At 65.0% G+C, this 18,746-nt stretch carries 16 protein-coding genes and 1 other RNA gene; 12 read left to right on the top strand and 5 right to left on the bottom strand.

All coding sequences use genetic code 11. The features are described 5' to 3' along the window. Positions 1 to 230 precede the first annotated feature (230 nt). The 5 genes from XH83_RS28520 to XH83_RS28500 all read left to right on the top strand — a co-directional run bounded on the left by XH83_RS28520 (position 231) and on the right by XH83_RS28500 (position 5,603). A complete protein-coding gene (locus XH83_RS28520) occupies positions 231 to 1,529 on the top strand; it encodes a M20 family metallopeptidase (RefSeq protein WP_194403956.1) in 1,299 nt (432 codons plus the stop codon). Beyond that, positions 1,526 to 2,365, top strand: coding sequence for an ABC transporter permease (locus XH83_RS28515; RefSeq protein ID WP_194403955.1), 840 nt, complete (start codon positions 1,526 to 1,528; stop codon positions 2,363 to 2,365). The genes XH83_RS28520 and XH83_RS28515 overlap by 4 nt, the downstream gene beginning before the upstream one ends. A 21-nt stretch (positions 2,366 to 2,386) precedes the next feature. Beyond that, entirely contained in the window at positions 2,387 to 3,397 is a 1,011-nt protein-coding gene (locus XH83_RS28510) for an aliphatic sulfonate ABC transporter substrate-binding protein (RefSeq protein WP_194403954.1), read from the top strand. 49 nt (positions 3,398 to 3,446) lie between these two features. After that, positions 3,447 to 4,802 (top strand): amidase family protein, encoded by a 1,356-nt coding sequence (locus tag XH83_RS28505; RefSeq protein ID WP_194403953.1) that lies wholly within the window; start codon positions 3,447 to 3,449, stop codon positions 4,800 to 4,802. Between the two features lie 72 nt (positions 4,803 to 4,874). Next, positions 4,875 to 5,603, top strand: a complete 729-nt coding sequence (locus XH83_RS28500) for a Crp/Fnr family transcriptional regulator (protein WP_194403952.1) — start codon at positions 4,875 to 4,877, stop codon at positions 5,601 to 5,603. Positions 5,604 to 5,609: 6 nt separating this feature from the next. Here the strand turns inward: XH83_RS28500 and XH83_RS28495 are convergent, their stop codons facing one another. Further along, positions 5,610 to 5,951: a DUF6665 family protein gene (locus XH83_RS28495; RefSeq protein WP_194403951.1), complete on the bottom strand. Its 342-nt coding sequence runs from the start codon at positions 5,949 to 5,951 to the stop codon at positions 5,610 to 5,612. Positions 5,952 to 5,994: 43 nt separating this feature from the next. Then, on the bottom strand, positions 5,995 to 6,630 hold the full coding sequence (locus XH83_RS28490) for a TetR/AcrR family transcriptional regulator (RefSeq protein WP_194403950.1): 636 nt from the start codon (positions 6,628 to 6,630) through the stop codon (positions 5,995 to 5,997). 197 nt (positions 6,631 to 6,827) lie between these two features. On the opposite strand from XH83_RS28490, the gene XH83_RS28485 reads away from it, so the two are divergent. The 5 genes from XH83_RS28485 to XH83_RS28465 all read left to right on the top strand — a co-directional run bounded on the left by XH83_RS28485 (position 6,828) and on the right by XH83_RS28465 (position 14,792). After that, positions 6,828 to 8,141 (top strand): HlyD family secretion protein, encoded by a 1,314-nt coding sequence (locus tag XH83_RS28485; RefSeq protein WP_194403949.1) that lies wholly within the window; start codon positions 6,828 to 6,830, stop codon positions 8,139 to 8,141. A 33-nt stretch (positions 8,142 to 8,174) separates the two neighbouring features. Continuing rightward, entirely contained in the window at positions 8,175 to 9,758 is a 1,584-nt protein-coding gene (locus XH83_RS28480; RefSeq protein WP_194403948.1) for a DHA2 family efflux MFS transporter permease subunit, read from the top strand. Positions 9,759 to 10,171: 413 nt separating this feature from the next. After that, the gene (locus tag XH83_RS28475; RefSeq protein WP_194403947.1) at positions 10,172 to 11,971 is read left to right on the top strand and encodes an ABC transporter ATP-binding protein; all 1,800 of its coding nucleotides are present in this window, start codon (positions 10,172 to 10,174) and stop codon (positions 11,969 to 11,971) included. 68 nt (positions 11,972 to 12,039) lie between these two features. Continuing rightward, positions 12,040 to 13,446: an MATE family efflux transporter gene (locus XH83_RS28470; protein WP_194403946.1), complete on the top strand. Its 1,407-nt coding sequence runs from the start codon at positions 12,040 to 12,042 to the stop codon at positions 13,444 to 13,446. 71 nt (positions 13,447 to 13,517) lie between these two features. After that, a complete protein-coding gene (locus tag XH83_RS28465) occupies positions 13,518 to 14,792 on the top strand; it encodes an O-antigen ligase (protein ID WP_194403945.1) in 1,275 nt (424 codons plus the stop codon). On the opposite strand, the gene XH83_RS28460 is transcribed toward XH83_RS28465, so the two are convergent. Then, on the bottom strand, positions 14,789 to 15,532 hold the full coding sequence (locus tag XH83_RS28460; protein WP_194403944.1) for a sulfite exporter TauE/SafE family protein: 744 nt from the start codon (positions 15,530 to 15,532) through the stop codon (positions 14,789 to 14,791). The two genes, XH83_RS28465 and XH83_RS28460, sit on opposite strands and share 4 nt — an antisense overlap. 218 nt (positions 15,533 to 15,750) lie before the next feature. Between XH83_RS28460 and XH83_RS28455 the strand changes: the two genes are divergently transcribed. Continuing rightward, the gene (locus tag XH83_RS28455; RefSeq protein WP_194403943.1) at positions 15,751 to 16,017 is read left to right on the top strand and encodes a hypothetical protein; all 267 of its coding nucleotides are present in this window, start codon (positions 15,751 to 15,753) and stop codon (positions 16,015 to 16,017) included. A 97-nt stretch (positions 16,018 to 16,114) separates the two neighbouring features. Here XH83_RS28455 and XH83_RS28450 read toward each other — a convergent pair whose 3' ends face one another. After that, the gene (locus XH83_RS28450) at positions 16,115 to 17,485 is read right to left on the bottom strand and encodes a PLP-dependent aminotransferase family protein (RefSeq protein ID WP_194403942.1); all 1,371 of its coding nucleotides are present in this window, start codon (positions 17,483 to 17,485) and stop codon (positions 16,115 to 16,117) included. A gap of 79 nt (positions 17,486 to 17,564) precedes the next feature. Here XH83_RS28450 and XH83_RS28445 point away from each other — a divergent pair, with 79 nt between their 5' ends. Further along, positions 17,565 to 18,005 (top strand): DUF983 domain-containing protein, encoded by a 441-nt coding sequence (locus XH83_RS28445; RefSeq protein WP_194403941.1) that lies wholly within the window; start codon positions 17,565 to 17,567, stop codon positions 18,003 to 18,005. A 182-nt stretch (positions 18,006 to 18,187) separates the two neighbouring features. Here XH83_RS28445 and rnpB read toward each other — a convergent pair. After that, positions 18,188 to 18,613: RNase P RNA component class A (rnpB, locus tag XH83_RS28440), an RNA gene on the bottom strand. Positions 18,614 to 18,746: the final 133 nt, after the last annotated feature.

Below are 18,746 nucleotides of genomic sequence, written 5' to 3'. Positions count from 1 at the left end.
AGCTGAAGCGGCCGTCAACGCGCTGCGGCTGGTCTGTTCAGCCGGCGCCGTGTCTTCAGCAAAGCGCTGCTGACGCGCAAAAATTTGCGCGGCCTCGATTCTAGACCAAATCATTGAATTGCAATCGCTATTCGTGTCCGAGCGGGCGTGGCCGGCAATTGGCACAGTCGGTGCAGTGAAGAGCCTGCAACGAAGCAGCGCAGCCGGCGCTGTGAGCCAGCGGACCCGTCATGCAGATGCCTGTCGCCCCGTCTTACTCCGATCTCGAGCGGCGCGTGCTGTCACGCATCACGGAGCAACGCTGGCTTGACCTTGCATCCGAACTGATCGGCACCGGTCAGCCGCGCTCCGGCAATCCGCTCGATCCCGACCTGCCGCCCGCCGAGGAGGAGGCGATCTCCATGCTGGTCGCCGGCAAGCTCGAAGCTCTCAGCATGGAGGTGACCAAGCACAGCGCGCAGCCGCACCGGCCCAATGTGCTCGGTGTGCTCAAAGGGCGTGAGGGCGCGCCGTCGTTGATCCTCAACGATCATCTCGACACCTATCCGGCGGTTGAGCCCGAGAAATGGCATATGACGGATTACGATCCGTTCAAGGCGACGCGCCATGGCGATCTGCTCTACGCGCGCGGGACGTCCGATACGCGCGGCAATCTCGCCGCTTCGCTGCTCGCGGTTCAGGCCCTGATCGAGGAGGGTGTGAAATTCGATGGCACGTTGATGTGCTGCTACACCGTCGACGAAGAGCGCAACGGCACCGAGGGCTCGATCTACATGCTCGACAAAGTCGGCCTCACTGCCGATTACGAGATCACGGCCGAGCCGACGGCCTGGGGCGATGTCAGCAAAGACTGGGGCATGAACCTCTCGGTGGCCAATTCGGGCCATTGCCTGATCGAGGTCACGGTCGAGGGCATCAAGTCGCACATCTGGCGGCCCGACATCAGCGTCAACGCCATCATGGAAGCGGCAAAATTGCTGCCGAAGCTGAAGGAGATGGCGTTCACGCATGTTCCGAGCACGTTCATGGGACACACGCCGCCCTGCTGCTCGGTGGTGCGCATCCGCGGCGGCCTGCCCGGCGAGATGCAGTTCTCGCCAGATGCCTGCACCATCACGCTCGCGGTGGTGGGCATCGTGCCGGGCATGACGCTCGCCAGCGTGATCTCCGACATCGAGGGGCTCGGCCAGCAGACATTTGCCGGGGTGAACGACGTCAAGGTTGCCGTCCGCCAGGTGCCCGGCTCGCTGTTCGTCAATGCGACCGAGCCGGTGCCGGTCGAGGAAGAACCGTGCCGCTCCCTGCGTGCGGTCTATCGCCGGCTGATGGGCCGCGAGCCCGGCGTCAATCGCAAGAACGCATTCAACGATACCATCCGTTTCCGTGAGGCCGGCATCAACGCGGTGACGTTCGGTCCGGGCGAGGATGGCTGGGCCGTCGACAACGAGAACATCTCGATCACCAAGTCGGTGATGGCGACGCGGATCTACGCGCTGACCATCATGCAGATCCTGGGAGTGCGTACATGAGCGTCGAGGCAAGCCCCATGGCGATTCCGATCTCGGCCGATCGTACGCGACGGGGCAATTTGCGGCTGCCGACAGTCTCCCGGTCGGTGTTGCTCTCGACGCTCACCGTCGCCGTGCTGCTGGCCGCATGGGTCGTCGTCACGGAGATGGGCTGGGCCAACGAGCTGTTCCTGCCGAAGCCGCAGGCGGTATGGGCCGCGTTCGTCAAGACCATGACGAAGGGCTATCAGGGCGCCACGCTGCTTCAGCATCTCGGCGCCAGCCTGTACCGCATCCTCACGGCCTTCGCGTTGGCGTGCCTCGTCGGCATTCCACTCGGCGTTCTCATGGGCGTTTCGCGCAATGCACGCGCGCTGCTCAACCCGTTGATTGAATTCTACCGGCCGCTGCCGCCGCTCGGGCTCTACACGCTGCTGGTGATGTGGCTCGGCATCGGCGAGAGCTCCAAACTGTCCTTGCTGTTCCTGGCGGGCCTGCCGGGCATCGTCATTTCGACGATCCAGGCCGTCACCAGCGTCGATCCGGTCTATGTGCGCGCCGCGCAATCCCTCGGTGCGACCCGCCGACACCTGCTCTTTCACGTCTATCTGCCAGCTGCGGGACCACTGATCCTCGCAGGCATGCGCATCTCGCTCGGCTTCACCTACACCGTCCTCGTCGCCGCCGAGATCGTTGCGGCCTCGGCCGGCATCGGCTGGATGATCTGGGATGCCGCGAAATTCCTACTGTCCGACGTCGTGATCATGGGCCTGATCGTGCTTGGCCTGACCGGCGTCGTGCTCGACCTGATGATGCGCGGCATCGCCAAATTGTTGATGCCTTGGGCGCGAACCTGATTTGATCGAGGAGAGATCGACATGATGAAGAGACTTGTTGCAACATTCGCACTTGCTACGCTGGCGCTCACGGTCGCCGCTCGCGCCGAGGAAAAGCCGGCCAAGGTAACCGTCGGTTATCTCAATCTGGTGAACGCGCAGCTCGTCACCAAGCATCTCGGCCTGCTCGCCAAGGAAATGCCGGGTGTCGACATCAAATACGTCAAGGTCGGCGGCGGCGGCGACATGCTGCGTGCGATCGCCGGCAACGACGTCGATTTCGGCGGCCTCGGCAATCCGCCGACGGCAATCGGTGCGACCCGGGCGCTGCCGATCAAGGGCATCCTGGTGATCAACATGCTCGACTATGTCGAGGCGATGGTGGTGCGCTCCGACAAGAACATCACGTCGCTCAAGGACCTCAAGGGCAAGACGGTCGCCGCGCCGTTCGGATCCACCACGCATTACCTGCTGCTGCAGGCGTTGAAGGACGATGGCGTCGACCCCGCCTCGATGAAGATCATCGATCTCGCGCCCTCGGACATCGCGGCAGCCTGGCTGCGCGGCGATATTGATGCCGCCTGGTTCTGGGAGCCGAACCTCGACAAGGCCGTCAAGAACGGCGGCAAGATCCTCGTCACCTCGGGCGAGATGGCCAAGCGCGGCTATCCGACCTGGGACATCGGCGTCGTCATGAACGCGTTCGCGGAAAAATATCCGTCCTATGTCGAGAAGTTCATCAAGGCCGAATGCGAGGGGATCGATTTCTGGCTGAAGAATCCGGAGAAGACGGCGCAGATCATCGCGGACGAGTTGTCTCTGCCGCTCGAGGATGCGACGCGCATGATGAAGGGCACGGGAATGGTCCCCTGCAACAAGCAGCTCACGGAGGAGTATCTCGGCACGTCCGCGAAGAAGGGCAAGTTCGTCGACACGCTGGTCTCGACCGCCGACTTCCTGGTGAAGCAGGAGCGTCTGCCGAAGCTGTTGCCGCGTGCCGACTTCGCGGCGTTCATCCAGCCCGCCTACCTGGAGAAGGTGGTTGGCCGCTGAGGCCGGTGCCGACGGGCTGGTCCCGCCGGCATATTCCCGCAGGATTGACATGGATATCTCACCCCGCCGTCTTCGTGCCGCCTATCGCAGCGGCGCGCTCAAGCCTTCCGATGTCGCCGCGCACGTGCTGTCGCGTCTGACGGACGCCGACCAGAGTGGCGTCTGGATCTCGACGGCGAATCCCGAAAGCGTGATGGCTGCCGCGCGCGCGGCAGATGCACGCATCGGCGAGATCGACACGCTGCCGCTCTACGGGCTGATCTTTTCGGTCAAGGACTGCATCGACGTCGCGGGCGAGCAGACCACTTCGGCTTGCCCCGAGTTCTCCCATGTCGCGACGGATACGAGCCCGGTGGTGGCAGATGCCATCGCCGCGGGCGCGATCTATGTCGGCAAGACCAACATGGACCAGTTCGCGACCGGCCTGGTCGGCGTGCGCTCGCCCTATGGCATCGCGCGCAACCCGCACAATCCGGATTACATTCCCGGTGGCTCCAGCTCGGGCGCGGCGGTGTCGGTGGCGACCGGCACGTCGTCCTTTGCGTTTGGCACCGATACCGGCGGATCGGGCAGGGTGCCGGCGTCCTATTGCGGCGTCACCGGCTTCAAGCCGGCGCCTGGCGCCTTCAGCCAGCGCGGCATGGTCTATGCGTGCCGGAGTTTCGATACGATCTCGCTCTACACCCGCGAGCCGCGGGACGGATACGACGTCTACCGCGCGCTGGCGCGTCGCGATGCCCACGACAGCTTCTCGCCGGTCGAGTTTGCCGGCTGGGCCGAGCAGGCGCCGCCAGCGCGGCCGCTTCGCCTCGCGACACCGCGTATCGATCAACTCAGATTCTTCGGCAATGCCGAGACGGAGGAGTTGTTCGGCGGTGCGCTTCGCAAGCTGCGGCGGCTCGACATGTCAGTCATGTCGGCTGATTTCTCTCCGTTCACCTCGATCAACGATCTGATGTTCTTCGGGCCGTTTCTCGCCGAGCGCGATGTCTCCGTCGGCGCGTTCCTCGACGCCAATCCGGATGCGGGCGTGAAGATCGTCCGCGATCTCGTCATCGGCAGTCGCAAGTTTTCCGCGGCCGATGCCTATCGCGCGATCTACGCGGTCAAGGAGGCGCAGTGCTCGCTGCGCGACTTCTGGGAGGCCCATGACGCGTTGGTGGTACCGACGGTCGGAACCGTGCTCAGCATCGACGACGTCGCGCGCAATCCTTTGGCTGCCAATTTCGACAACGGCTATTACACCAATTTCGCGAACCCGCTCGGGCTTGCCGCAATCGCGGTCCCGAATGCGGTGACCGGGGCGGGCGTGCCCTATGGCATCACCTTTCTGGCGCCGGCCGGCCGGGAGCGCCTGCTCGCTGACCTCGCCTGTGCATTCACGGGGGAGGCAGCGCAGCCTTGAGCATTTGCGCCGCGTTGCAATCCGAGCGGAGACCTCCTAGCCTTCGAGCCGTCACTCGGAGGGAGACCGTTGGTGGAGCCCAATCATGCGCATGAGGTGGCTGATGCGGGTGAGCCGCGCACCGAACAGCGAAGGGCCGGAGCCGGGCGTTACGTGCTGAAGGCGCTGGACAAGGCCGATCTCGACCTGGTGATGCGAACCGGCAGGCTCGGCGCCTACCAGAACCGCGACTATCTGCTGAGGGAGAACGAGCCCGCCAACGGCATTCACGTCATCCTGAGCGGCATCGTCGAAAGCACCCATGCCGGCACGCAGGGGCGCGAGCTGATGCTGGCGACCTGGGAGGCCGGCGACTTCGTCGGTGCGCCCTACATTCTCGGCGATCACCGCCATAGCTGGTCTGCTCGCGCGCTGGGCCGGGTCGAGGCGCTGCATCTCGACCAGGACGCGATCCGCAGGCTGATCGCCCAGTCGCCGTCGTTCGCGGTCGCGCTGATCGAATGTCTCGGCTTCAAGGGCGAGACCTATTCGATGCTGGCGCAGACGCTGGCCGGGCAGAAAGCGGCGGAACGGCTGGTGCTGCTGCTGGTCAAGCTATGCGAGAACGCGGCGCAGGACGAGAATAGCCCGATATCGCTCGGCCGCATCACACAGGCCAATCTGGCGCGCATGATCGGCGCGACGCGGCAATCGATCAGCCTGATCCTGAGTCGTCTCCAGGATGACGGTATCATCTCGACCGGCCCGACCAAGTTGGTCGTCAACGATCTCGCCGCGTTGAGGAAGCAGATCACGGACTAGCCAGCTCTATTTCGCTGAAGGCTTCAGCGGCGCCGGCGCCAGCCCCATACACAGTTGCACTTCGCTTGGAACGTTGTAGGTCCGCATGATGTGGCGGCTGTCGCGCAAGCCGGATGCCTCACGCTGCACCACGAACATCCACAGTGCCTGGCCGGCTTCCAGCACCAGCTTTCGCCTGGCCTGCTGCACCGAGGCTGCAATTTCCGTGGTGCCGTGCGCGGCGTCGAACTCGCGCAAACGCGCCAGTGCCTGTTCGAGCGTGCGGCCCATCCGTCCGAGCGCCGAGGCCTGTTCCTGGACGATCTCGTAATGGAGGATATCGACGGGCGGGCGAAGATCACGGGACATGATCGCAATATAATTCGGCCGGACCGGCCCGCGCAACGCGCGGCTACGTCGCCCGGTACGCCGCGAGGAACATCCGTGTCGCGCTGTCGACCACTTCGGTCATGCGCTGTTCCGACGGTGCGGGCGCGGCCTGGAAAACGAAGGGCAGGAAGAGCGAGGCCTTGCACAGTTCCATGAACTGCGAGGCCGCGAGATCGCAATCGTCGATCTTGAGATCGCCCGAGGCGACATGGGTCTTGAGATAGTCGGAGAGGCGATTGATGGTCTTGTCCAGCACCCGTGCATAATAGCGGCGGCCGACATCGGGCATGCGCTCGGCGATCGCCATCACGGTGCGGATCGCCGATCCGCCGCCGGGACGGCAGAGCAGGTGGATGTAGGCCTGCCCGAATTCCTTCAGCGTGGTCTCCGCATCGCGCGCGGGATCGAAGTTGAACACGACCTGGCCGTGCTGGAGCGCCTCCTGCTCGAGGATGGCTTCGAACAGCGCGCATTTGTCGGCGAAGTAAACGTAGAGCGTGCCCTTGGAAACCTGCGCCGCGCGCGCGATCTCGCCCATGCTGGCGCCGTCGAAGCCGAGATCCATGAACACCTTGCGGGCACCGTCCAGGATCTGGCGACGCTTGGAGCCGTCCTCCTCTTGGATGACGTGCAGACGGTCGCTGGCAGCTACAACCATTGGTTCAGGGTCTCGGAAGGTTTTTGAGTCGGGTCTGCGGCCATGAAACCCGAATAAAGGATTCTCGTCAGTAGGGTCCGGCCGGGATCATTATGTATATTGACCGAACCGTTCGGTCAATGGTATTTGGATCAGCGAAGGGGGACCGGGCCGCTTGCCGGCCGTCGCCTCGATCGCGCTTTTTTGGGGAGGCCTTGATGGCCGTATCGAGAGACCAGGCTGCGCGCGTCCTACGCCAGGAAGCGGTGGAGGAGCACGCGGGCGGTGACGCTGCGGCCGAGAACTCGGCCCCCCTTGCCGGGCAGCTGCGCGCGCATGTGGCCGAGGAAGCCAAGCGCCGCACCGCTGAGGCGCCGGAGAAGCCTGTGATCGACAAGCCGGCCGCGCCTGCGCCTGACGCATCCGCCGCCGGCGCTGCCAAATCCGGCAAGCGCAAGTTCGTCCTGATGGGCGTCGGTCTCGTGCTGGCGCTCGCCGCCGCGAGCTATGCCGGCTACTACACGCTGGTCGGCCGCTTCTACATCTCCACCGACGACGCCTATGTCCGCGCCAACAACACCATGCTGGGCGCGCGCGTTTCCGGTCATATCGCCGCGATCCTCGCCGGCGACAACATGCCCGTGAAAGCGGGCGACGTCGTCCTCCGTATCGACGAAGGCGATTACAAGATCGCGGTCGACGCCGCCGCGACCAGGATCGCGACCCAGCAGGCCACCATCGATCGCATCGGCCGCCAGGTCGCGGCACTCGACAGCCAGGTCGCGCAGGCCAGGGCACAGCTCGTCTCGGCCGAAGCGGGCCTCAAGCGCGCCGATCTCGACTATGAGCGCCAGCAGGCCCTGAGCAACAAGGGCTTTGCCTCGCGCGCCACCTTCGAGAGCTCGGAAGCCGGACGCGACCAGGGCGCCGCCGCGGTCAAGGCCGCGCAGGCCGCCTACGATGTCGCCGTCAGCAATGTCGATGTCGCCAAGGCGCAGCAGGCCGAAGCGCAGGCCCAGCTCGCCGAGCTCAAGACCACGCTCGCCAAGGCGGAGCGCGACCTCAGCTTCACCGCGGTGCGTGCGCCGGTTGGCGGCACGTTCTCCAATCGCCTGGTCAACGCCGGCGACTTCGTCGCGGTCGGCCAGCGCCTCGGCAACGTCGTGCCGCTGGACGACGTCTATATCGACGCCAATTTCAAGGAAACGCAGCTCAAGCGCATCCGTCCCGGCCAGCCCGTGACGATCAAGGTCGACGCCTACGGCATGCGCAAATTCTCCGGCGTGGTCGACAGCATCGCGGCGGGGGCGGGCTCGGTGTTCACGCTGCTGCCGCCCGACAACGCCACCGGCAACTTCACCAAGATCGTGCAGCGCGTGCCGGTCCGCATCCGCGTGCCGAAATCGGTGGCAAAGCAGAACCTGCTCCGTGCCGGCATGTCGGTCTATGCGACCGTCGACACCAACAAGGGCGCGGCCGACGCCGACAGCGAGGTCGATCTCGACGATCGCACGGCGATCCACCCGCAGTAAATCGCGATCCCAGCGCTGCGAGGTCGGACGACCATGGCCAACGCCACCACCGCTTCACCTGCCATGATGGCGGATCCTGCTTCGGAGCGCATCGCGCCGAAGCGGCTGTTCGCCTTCATCATCATGGTGTTCGGGATGTTCATGTCGATTCTGGACATCCAGATCGTCTCGGCGTCCCTCAGCGAGATCCAGGCCGGACTGTCGGCGAGCTCCAGCGAAGTCTCCTGGGTGCAGACCGCCTATCTGATCGCGGAGGTCATCGCCATTCCGTTGTCGGGATTCCTGTCGCGCGCCTTCGGCACGCGGCTGCTGTTCGCGATCTCGGCGGCCGGCTTCACCGCCTCGAGCCTGCTCTGCGGCTTTGCCACCACCATCGAGGAGATGATTCTCTGGCGCGCGCTGCAGGGATTTTTGGGCGCCGGCATGATCCCGACGGTGTTCGCCTCGGCCTATACCGTCTTCCCGCGATCGAAATTCCACATCGTCGGCCCCATCATCGGGCTTGTCGCGACCCTCGCTCCCACGATCGGCCCGACGGTCGGCGGCTACATCACCGACCTGATGTCGTGGAACTGGCTGTTTTTCATCAACGTCGTGCCCGGCATCGGCATCACCGTCGGCGTGTTGGCGCTGGTCGATTTCGACGAGCCGCATTTCGAGCTGCTCGACCGCTTCGACTGGTGGGGCCTGTTGTTCATGGCCGGCTTCCTCGGCGCGCTAGAATATGTGCTGGAGGAGGGGCCGCAATATGAGTGGATGCAGGACGCCTCGGTCGCGATCTGCGCGTGGATCTGCGGCATCTCGGCGATCGCCTTCTTCTGGCGCGTCTTCACGGCGGCCGAGCCGATCGTCAATTTGCGGACCTTCTCCAACCGCAATTTCGCGATCGGCTGCCTCTTGCAATTCTGCATCGGTATCGGCCTCTATGGCCTGACCTACATCTATCCGCGCTATCTCGCCGAAGTGCGCGGCTACAGCGCGCTGATGATCGGCGAGACCATGTTCGTCTCCGGCATCACCATGTTCCTGGTCGCGCCGCTGGTCGGCCGCCTCATGGTGAAGTTCGACATGCGCTACATGATCGCATTCGGCCTCGTCGTGTTCGCGATCGGCTCCTACCAGATGACGTGGATCACGCGCGACTACGATTTCTACGAGCTGCTGGTGCCGCAGATCCTGCGCGGCATCGGCATGATGTTCGCGATGGTGCCGACCAACAACATCGCGCTCGGTACGCTCGCGCCGGACAAGGTGAAGAACGCCTCGGGCCTGTTCAACCTGATGCGCAACCTCGGCGGCGCGGTCGGCCTCGCCGTCATCAACACCGTGCTCAACGACCGCACCGATCTGCACATCACGCGCCTGCAGGAGCGCGTGACCTGGGGCAACGCGACCGCGACCGAAACCCTGACCATGTTCATGCAGAAGTTCCAGGGGCTCGGCGATTCCACGCTGATGGCGATGAAGCAGCTCTCGCAGCTCGTGCACCGCCAAGCCGTGGTGATTAGCTTCGGCGACGCCTTCTTCATCCTGACGCTGTTCTATCTCGGCCTCAGCCTGCTGGTGACGCTGCTGAACAAGCCGGCCTCGTTGACCGGCGGCGGCGACGCGCACTGATCGCCATATGGTTGGTGAGCCACACATTCGGTGTCATCCGCCAGGGCAATGCGCTCCGCGCGACCTCCGCACCAAAATGCAACACTCATCCGTGATCTCACGCGAGCCCCGTTGCAAAACGCGGATTGCACATCTATAAAGCGCACCTCATTCAATCGAACCGGGAGGATTTGCATGATTTCGTCGCATTCGCAGATCGTACGCCCGCGCTCGATGATGTCGTCGATGATGTCCTGGCTCGGTATGTGCTCGACCTCCTAGAGGTCCTTTCCGCCAGCTTCGATTGGGTTTTGTGTCCCGATCGCTCCGCTTCCCAAGTCAAAATCAATCTTAGGTGACGCCGCCTCGGCCCTCGCGGCCGGTTTGCGTCCATCGATGGAGCCGGCCTGCCCCAGAGGCGGCTGGATGATGTCATGACCTCTCTGTCCAAGAAACCCGCCGCAATTCGCGTGGTGCTGCCCTTCGTATTTCGGCACTGGCTGAAGCAGCCGGCGCGCACGCTCGTCATCGTCGTCGGCCTGTTGGGGGCGACCGCCGCCGACCTGTTCATGCCGGTGTTCTCCGGACACCTGATCGATGCGCTGACGCGCGGCCCGTCCGATCTGGAGGCGCGCCACGCGGCGCTGGTGGCCTTCGGCGCGATCGTGGCGCTGGGCGCGGCCTCGATGATGCTGCGGCTCATCGGCCTTCAGGCCATCGTACCGTTCACGCTGAAGATCATGTCCGACCTGGCGCAGGATGCTTTCCTGCGCGTGCAGCGCTTCTCGACCGACTGGCACGCCAATTCCTTCGCCGGTTCCACGGTGCGCAAGGTCACCCGCGGCATGTGGGCGGTCGATCTGTTGAACGACACCATCCTGCTGGCCCTGCTGCCCTCGCTGGTGGTGCTGATCGGATCGATGATCCTGCTCGGCGTGCACTGGGCTTCGCTCGGCGCGGTGATCGCGCTCGGCGCGCTTGTCTATGTCACGATGACGGTGCTGTTCTCGACCCGCTACATCGCGCCGGCCGCGCGTGTCTCCAATGCCTGGGACACCAAGGTCGGCGGCACGCTGGCGGATGCGTTGACCTGCAATGCGGTGGTGAAATCCTTCGGCGCCGAGCTGCGCGAAGACGCACGGCTCGCCCGCGTCATCAACCGCTGGCGCGTGCGGGTGCGGCGGACCTGGTATCGCTACAACTACACCGCCATGGCGCAGCTCTCGCTGTTGCTGTGCCTGCGGGGGTCCGTGATCGGCGGTTCGGTGCTGCTGTGGATGTCCGGGCATGCCTCGCCCGGCGACGTCACCTATGTGCTCACCAGCTACTACGTCATCCACGCTTATCTGCGCGACGTCGGCATGCACATCAACAACCTCCAGCGCTCGGTCAACGACATGGAGGAGCTGGTGGCGATCCACGACGAGCCGATCGGAATTTCGGATGCCAGGAACGCGCGGCCGATCGCGATCGAGGGCGGCGAGATCGTGTTCGACGACGTCACGTTCCACTATGGCGGTCATCGCACGCCGCTGTACGACGGGCTCTCGGTGACGATCCGGGCCGGCGAACGCGTGGGCCTCGTCGGACGCTCCGGCTCCGGCAAGACCACCTTCGTCAAGCTGGTGCAGCGGCTCTACGACGTCAGCGGCGGCCGCGTGCTGATCGACGGGCAGGACATCGCGCTCGCCACGCAGCAATCGTTGCGCAGCCAGATCGCGATCGTGCAGCAGGACCCGATCCTGTTTCACCGCTCGCTCGCCGAGAACATCGCCTACGGCCGGCCAGGTGCCAGCCTCGAGGCGGTCGAGCAGGCGGCGCGGCTGGCGAACGCGCACGACTTCATCCTGCGTCTGCCGAAGGGCTACGGCACCCTGGTCGGCGAGCGCGGCGTGAAACTGTCGGGCGGCGAGCGGCAACGCGTGGCGCTGGCGCGTGCGTTCCTGGCGGATGCACCGGTGCTGATCCTGGACGAGGCGACCTCGAGCCTGGATTCGGAATCGGAGGCGCTGATCCAGCAGGCGATGGAGCGGTTGATGAAGGGCCGCACCTCGATCGTGATTGCGCACCGGCTGTCAACGGTGCGGAGCCTCGATCGAATCCTGGTGTTCGACCGCGGCGAGATCGTCGAGCAGGGCACGCATGCTCTGCTGGCGGGCAAGCCGGGCGGCATCTATCGCGGCCTGTTCGAGCGGCAGGTGGTTGAGCTCGGGCATATCGCGGCAGCGGAATGAGGCGTGCGGCAGCGGGGTGAAACGTCCCGCTGCCGCGGCGCCAGGGACTACGTCAAGGACCGAATGACATGAAAGACCTGACGAACGGCTCCATCGTGAGACACATCCTGGTCATGGCGCCGCCGATCATGGTCGGCATGGTCACGATCATGATCTGCCAGCTGGTCGATCTCTATTTCGTGTCGGGCCTGGGTGATGCGGCCGTCGCCGGCGTTGCCGCGGCCGGCAACGCCGGCTTCCTCGTCAACGGGCTGATGCAGGTGCTTGGCGTCGGCGCGGTGGCGCTGATCGCGCATGCCGTGGGACGCAAGGACCGGACGGATGCGAACCTGATCTTCAATCAGGCGATGATGCTGTCGGTGCTGTTCGGACTGTCGACCCTGGTTGCGGGTGCCGCGCTGTCGCGCGCCTATATGCATGCGATTGCCGCGGACCAGGCCACGATCGAGGCGGGGACCACTTACCTGCTGTGGTTCATGCCGGCGCTCGCGCTGCAGTTCGCGACGCAGGTGATGGGATCGGCGTTGCGTGCGACCGGTATTGTTCGTCCCGTCATGCTGGTGCAGACGTTCGCCGTAGCCATCAATATCGTCCTGGCGCCGGTTCTGATCACGGGCTGGGGCACCGGCCATGCGCTCGGGGTGGCCGGTGCGGGTCTGGCGAGCTCGATCGCGGTCGCCATCGGCGCGCTGATGCTGCTGGCCTATTTCCGCAAGGTCGAGCGCTACGTCGCGTTCAACGCAGCGCAGTGGCGTCCGCAACCGCGCCATCTGAAGCGCATTCTCAATGTCGGCCTGCCCGCCGGCGGCGAGTTCGCGATGATGTTCATCTTCATGGCGGTGGTCTATTACGTGCTGCGCGATTTCGGCGCGGCGGCGCAGGCCGGCTTCGGCATCGGGCAGCGCGTGCTCGGCCTGATCAACATGCCTGCGCTCGCGGTCGGGCTGGCGGCCGGGCCGATCGCCGGCCAGAACGTCGGCGCTGCCAACGCCGCGCGCGTGCGGGAAACCTTCGTCAAGGCGGCCTTGATCGTCACGACCGTGATGGCCGGCTTCATGATCCTTGCCCAGGTGAAGCCGGAGCTGCTGCTCGGCGGATTCTCGAACGACCGCGAGACCATGGAGATCGCCTATCTGTTTCTGCGGATCATCTCGCTCAACATGATCGCGCAGGGGCTGATCTTCACCTGCTCGAGCATGTTCCAGGCCCTCGGCAACACCAAGCCGGTGCTTTTGACCTCGGCGTCGCGCGTGTTCACCTACTCGCTGCCGGCGATCTGGCTCTCGACGCACCCGGGCTTTCGCATGGAGTACGTCTGGTACCTCTCGGTCGCGGCGACGATGTTGCAGGCGGGCTTGAGCCTGTGGCTGCTGCACCGCGAGCTCGCAAAGCGCTTGGCGCCGGCGCCGCTGGAGAAGGCTCCAGGGCCGGAGAGCCCCGAAGCCATTGCGCCTCTCGCCCGCGAGCCTGCGTAACGCGGCTTGTTCCATCCCGGCTGCTCCGGCTAATTTGCCGGACGGCGGGATGACGGGCTGCAGACGGGCCAATGACCGGAGCGACCAACGAGCAGCGGCGGGTGTCATGGCTCGCCGCGATCTGGGCGGCGCGCTACCGCACGCCGGCCCGCTTCGTCGCGCTGATCGCGCTGCTGCTGCCGTGGACCACGACCGGGCTGACCTTCGCGCTGATACCCTGGCTGATCGCGTTCGCGTTCCTCGATCTCCGCGCATTTCCGCGTTCGCTGCTTCGCCCGATCTGCCTGCTGCCGATCGCGCTGGTCGCGCTCGCCGGCTTGGGCATGCTCTGGTCGGATGCGCCATGGCCGGAGCGAATCCACGCCCTCGGACCGGCCGCGAAGCTGCTGGTCATCCCGCTTCTGATCTACCAGTTCGAGCGCTGGCCCTATGGCGGCTGGGTGTTTGCCGCGTTCCTGGCGTCCTGCACCGCCTTGATGCTCTATTCATTTGCCGTCGCCATCGACCCCGCGCTCTCGCTGAAGCTCTATCTGTCGCGTGGGCCCTACAAGGTCGAAAGCGGGATCGCGGTGCGCAACTATATCGACCAGAGCCAGGAATTCGCGCTCTGCGCGCTCGCGCTGGTCTATCCGGTCGTGTCGCTGCTGCGACAAGGTCGCTCACGCAGCGCGGCGTTGTTCGCAGGCCTCGCGGCCGGATTCCTCGCCAACATGATCTTCGTCGTGGTCTCGCGCACGGCGCTCGTGACGCTGCCGATCCTGGTTCTGCTCTTCGCGCTGCTGCATCTGCGCCTGCGTACGGCGCTGCTTGCCGCCGGCGCGATGGGACTGCTGGCCGTGCTGCTCTTTGTCGCGTCACCGCATCTGCGCATGACGGTTGCGAAGTTCCAGGCCGACTATGAGATGAGCGTGCAGGACAGTCAGGTCAGCGGCATGGGCTCGCGTCTGGAATATTGGCGGAAGTCCCTTGGCTTCATCGCCGATGCGCCGCTGATCGGCCATGGCACCGGATCGATCCGCGCCCTGTTCACAAGCGTGGCTGTCGATGCGGAGATGGATCCGCTGCGCGGGGAGATCGTCAGCAATCCGCACAACCAGACCCTCAGTGCGGCCGTGCAATGGGGTGTCGTTGGTGTGCTGATTCTCTACGCGCTCTGGCTTGCGCATCTCGCGCTGTTTCGCGGCGAGGGGCTCGCGTCCTGGATCGGCCTGCTGGTCGTGGTGCAGAACATGCTGACCTCGCTGTTCAACACCCATTTGTTCGACTTCACAGCGGGCTGGATCTACGTGCTCGGCGTCGGTGTCGCCGGCGGCATGGCGCTCGCCGCGAAGCGAAGGCAGAGCTAAAGCGCGCCGAGACTATTCCAGACGAGAGTGAGGCCCGACAGGAACAACAGGCCGAGCACGACATCGCCAAAATGCTTGTCGTTGAGGGCGTGATAGACGCGCGCGCCGGCCCAGGCGCCGATCAAGGTGCAGGGAAAGGCGACCAGTGCGAGCCAGACCACTTTGAGTTCGACGAGACCCGATGCGGCTTGCAGCACCAGCGCGGTGGCCAGCACCGTGAAATTGAATAGCTGGAAGATGCCGCGGCGCTCGTGCTTGTTCCAGCCGCGGATGTTGGCCCACAGGATCGGCAGCGGCCCTGACAAGCCGGCGAGGCCGCCAAGAATGCCGCCGGCAAAGCCGACCGCACCGTCGGCGATGCGGCCGCCGAACGTGACGGCGAGCGGCCTCTTGTTCAGATAGAGCGCCGTCGAGAAGATCAGAATCAGAACGCCGACGCTCAGCTTGAACACTTTGGGATCGGCCGAGGCGATCAGCATGGTCCCCAGCGGCACGCCGATCAGCCCTCCGATCAGGAAGGGCCAGACCAGCGAGAGATCGAAGCTCTTCCACATCGAGGGCAAGGTCGAGGTCTGCGCGATCACAGAGCAGATCAGCACCAGGGGTACCGCGAGCGAGGGCGGCAGCACGTAGAGCCAGATGCCGAGCGCCATCAACGCCGTGCCGAACCCTGCCAGCCCCGAAACGAAGCCCCCGGCAAGCGCGCCGAACAGCAGCAGGACATAGGTGAGCGTTTCCAACGGATTGTCCTCTTCGCGGTGGCGATCCCGAATAGTTGATCGCTCCGGCTCGCATAGCACGCTTGCTGCCGTGCAGGTCAATCCATGCTGCACGCAGGCGTGATCTGCGGCATCGGGCATTCGCGGAAGACGCGCCTACATGACGGTCGTACTTCAATTCGGGCCGCTATCTGGCGTGATCATCGGCTCGGCCCCGAACGCGATGATGGAGAATGACCATGACCCGCACCAAGATTGCCATTGCGGCAGCGCTAGTGTCGGCGACGGCGTTGATGCCGACAATGGCCCAGGCGCAGTTGTCCGAGCCTGCGGCCTATCAGGCCGCGCATCCCGACCGCGACGTGCTGAATGGCGGCCAGCTCACACCTGCCGCACGTGCGGCTCTTGGCCGGCAGGGAGCGCCCAATGATGCTTACGCGTCGCAGGCCTATCCGTCGCCCGCGGTGCCGGCCGTGCGCTCCGGCCATCGCCGTCATCGTCGATGAGCAAAAGCGCGATGAGGATGAATCGTCATCGCGCTTTAGGTTGTTGTTTGAGCATGTTCTTCTCGGAAAACCGCTGCGCACTTTTCCGGATCATGCTTTAGACGATCTGCCTGATGTCGGCGGGCTTGTGCAGCGCGCCGACCAGAATGCGCAGCGCTTCCGTCAATTCAGATCTGTTCCGGGCCGCCCCGAGCGAGACGCGCGCCGCATGCGGCGGTGTCCCGTCGACGGTGAAAGCATCGCCGGCGACCACCGCAAGTCCGTTCCGCAAGAGATGTGCGGCGACGTCGGGCCGGCCCTCGGGCAGTCGCAGCCACAGATGATGCGCGGCGGGCTTGGCCTGGAATTGGAAGCCCTTCAACGTGCGTTGCGCGAGCTGCTGACGGCCGACCGCTTCGCTGCGGATGGCGGCGATGATGCGATCCGCAATGCCGCTCTCGATCCAATGCGTCACCAATGCGACCATCAGCGGCGCCGGCATCTGCACGGTCGCCTGCAGGGCTGTGCGCATCTGCCGCTGCGTGTCGCCGTCCGGCGTCACCAGATAGGCAACGCGCAGCGCCGGCGCGATGCATTTCGACAGCGTGGTTGCAAGATACGTCCGTTCCGGAATGAGGTTCGCGATCGGCGAGGCCGAGCGGTCGAGCAGGCCGTAGGCGTCGTCCTCGATCAGGATCGTGTCGGCGTCGCGGATGATCTTTGCGATGGCGCGGCGCCGCTCCGGGGAAAGCGTCGCGGTGGTGGGATTGTGCAGCGTCGGAATGAGATAGACGGCCTTGGGCCGGTGCGCGCGGCAGGCCTTCGCCAGCGCATCTGGCAGGATGCCGCAATCATCCATGGCGACGCCGACGAGCTTGACGCCGAGCTGCACGGCCGCGGCCTTGATGCCGGGAAATGTCAGCGGCTCCGTCAGCACGATGTCGCCGGGCCGCGCAAGCTGTGCAAGCAGGTTGAACAGGATCGTCTGCGCGCCGGGAAAGATCACGAGCCTGTCGGCCTGTGCGTGCGGCACCCGTGAACGCATCCAGCGCGCGGCGACCTCGCGCTCATGCGCGCTGCCGCCGGGCGGCTGGTAGTTGAGATAGGCCGTCAGGCCCGATTGCGCGCGGATGAAATCCATCCCGGCGATGATGCGCTCGTCGAGCTGCGCCTCCAGCGGATGCGGCGGCACGTTCATCGACAGGTCGATCGCGACGGGATGCGGCAGGTCGACCGCGCGGCGCGCGCTGGTCTCAGACACGAACGAGCCCTGTCCGACCCGCGCCTCCATGATGCCGCGTCGCCGCGCTTCGGTATAGGCGCGCGTCACCGTGGTGAGGTCGATGCCGAGCGTCTTTGCCAGCGCGCGCTGCGTCGGCAATTGCTGGCCGCGCACCAGCCGGCCGGCGGCGATGTCGGCTTCCATGGCGTCGACGATGCGCTGGTAGCGCGGCCCTGAGAGCTCCGAGATTGTAGGAGTCCAATCCATGCAATTAAGGCCCATATCCTTTGAATGTATGGAGGCAAGATAATATTGTATGGATCGTTAGAAAGGAAGAGGTGTGGTCATGTCTGTCTCTCTGGCGAAGGTCTCTCTGGCAAAGGCGATGTGGCGTGGCTTTCGCGGCAGGTGCCCGAACTGTGGCGAGGGCCATCTGTTCGGCCGCTTCCTGAAGGTCGCCCACGAGTGCGATCATTGCGGAGAGGAGCTGTTCCACCAGCGCGCCGACGACTTCCCGGCCTATCTCGTGATGGTCGTGGTCGGCCATCTCGTGGTGCCGGCGATCCTCGCGGTCGAGACCGCCTATGCGCCGCCGGAGTGGCTCCAGCTCGCGGTGTGGCTGCCGGTGACGCTGTTCGCCTCGCTCGCATTGCTGCAGCCGACCAAGGGCGCCATCGTCGCTCTGCAATGGCAGCTCGGCATGCACGGATTCGAGGCGAGCAAGCTCCGGCGCGAAGCCGACGAGCTTGCGCCGGTGCTGGTGAAGGCGGACGCGCGCGCGGCGTAGTTCTCGCTGTCATTCCGGGGCTCGCGAAGCGGGACCCTGGAATCCATTCCTCGACTAACATTGCGGCCCGATGGATTCCGGGCTCGTGCTGCGCACGCCCCGGAATGACAGCGGTCGAATGGCTGCGCGTCAGCCCAAATGGTGAGGGGCCCGGCGCAGTCACGCCGAACCCCTCGTTGCAAGATATCAGCCGGCCTGTAAGCCGGGTTCTGTAAGGCACCGCCCGCTTGCGCGAACGATACGTGACGGCCATTCCTCTGGGACCATGTTTGCACACGGCCTCGAGCAACCTACCCGGACGGCGGGCCTGACATCGCCCCGCGGCGTTATCGCTTGCGCGAACAGCCCGCTACGCCGTCCCTATTCGGTTTTGCTCCCGGTGGGGTTTGCCATGCCGGCTCCGTTGCCGCAGCCGCGGTGCGCTCTTACCGCACCTTTTCACCCTTACCCCGCGAAGCCAAAGGCGAAGCGGGGCGGTTCGTTCTCTGTGGCACTTTCCCTGGGGTCGCCCCCGCCGGACGTTATCCGGCACCGCATGTCAAGGGAGCCCGGACTTTCCTCCCCGGCGGCCTTTCGACCCTTGCCGGAGCGGCCGTCCGGCCGACTGACCGGTAACGCATGGGGCATTTGCGATGGTTCCGTCAAGCCGGTATCGCCGCGCACGCGGCCTGCAAATAATTTATCCTGAAGATGTCGTCTGGAGTGGGCCCCGTTCGACTGGATGTCGGCGATCCAGCCGTG

Origin of the sequence: Bradyrhizobium sp. CCBAU 53351 (assembly GCF_015291745.1) — a bacterium.
Taxonomy (GTDB): domain Bacteria; phylum Pseudomonadota; class Alphaproteobacteria; order Rhizobiales; family Xanthobacteraceae; genus Bradyrhizobium.
This window is presented reverse-complemented; position numbering and strand designations above follow the sequence as displayed.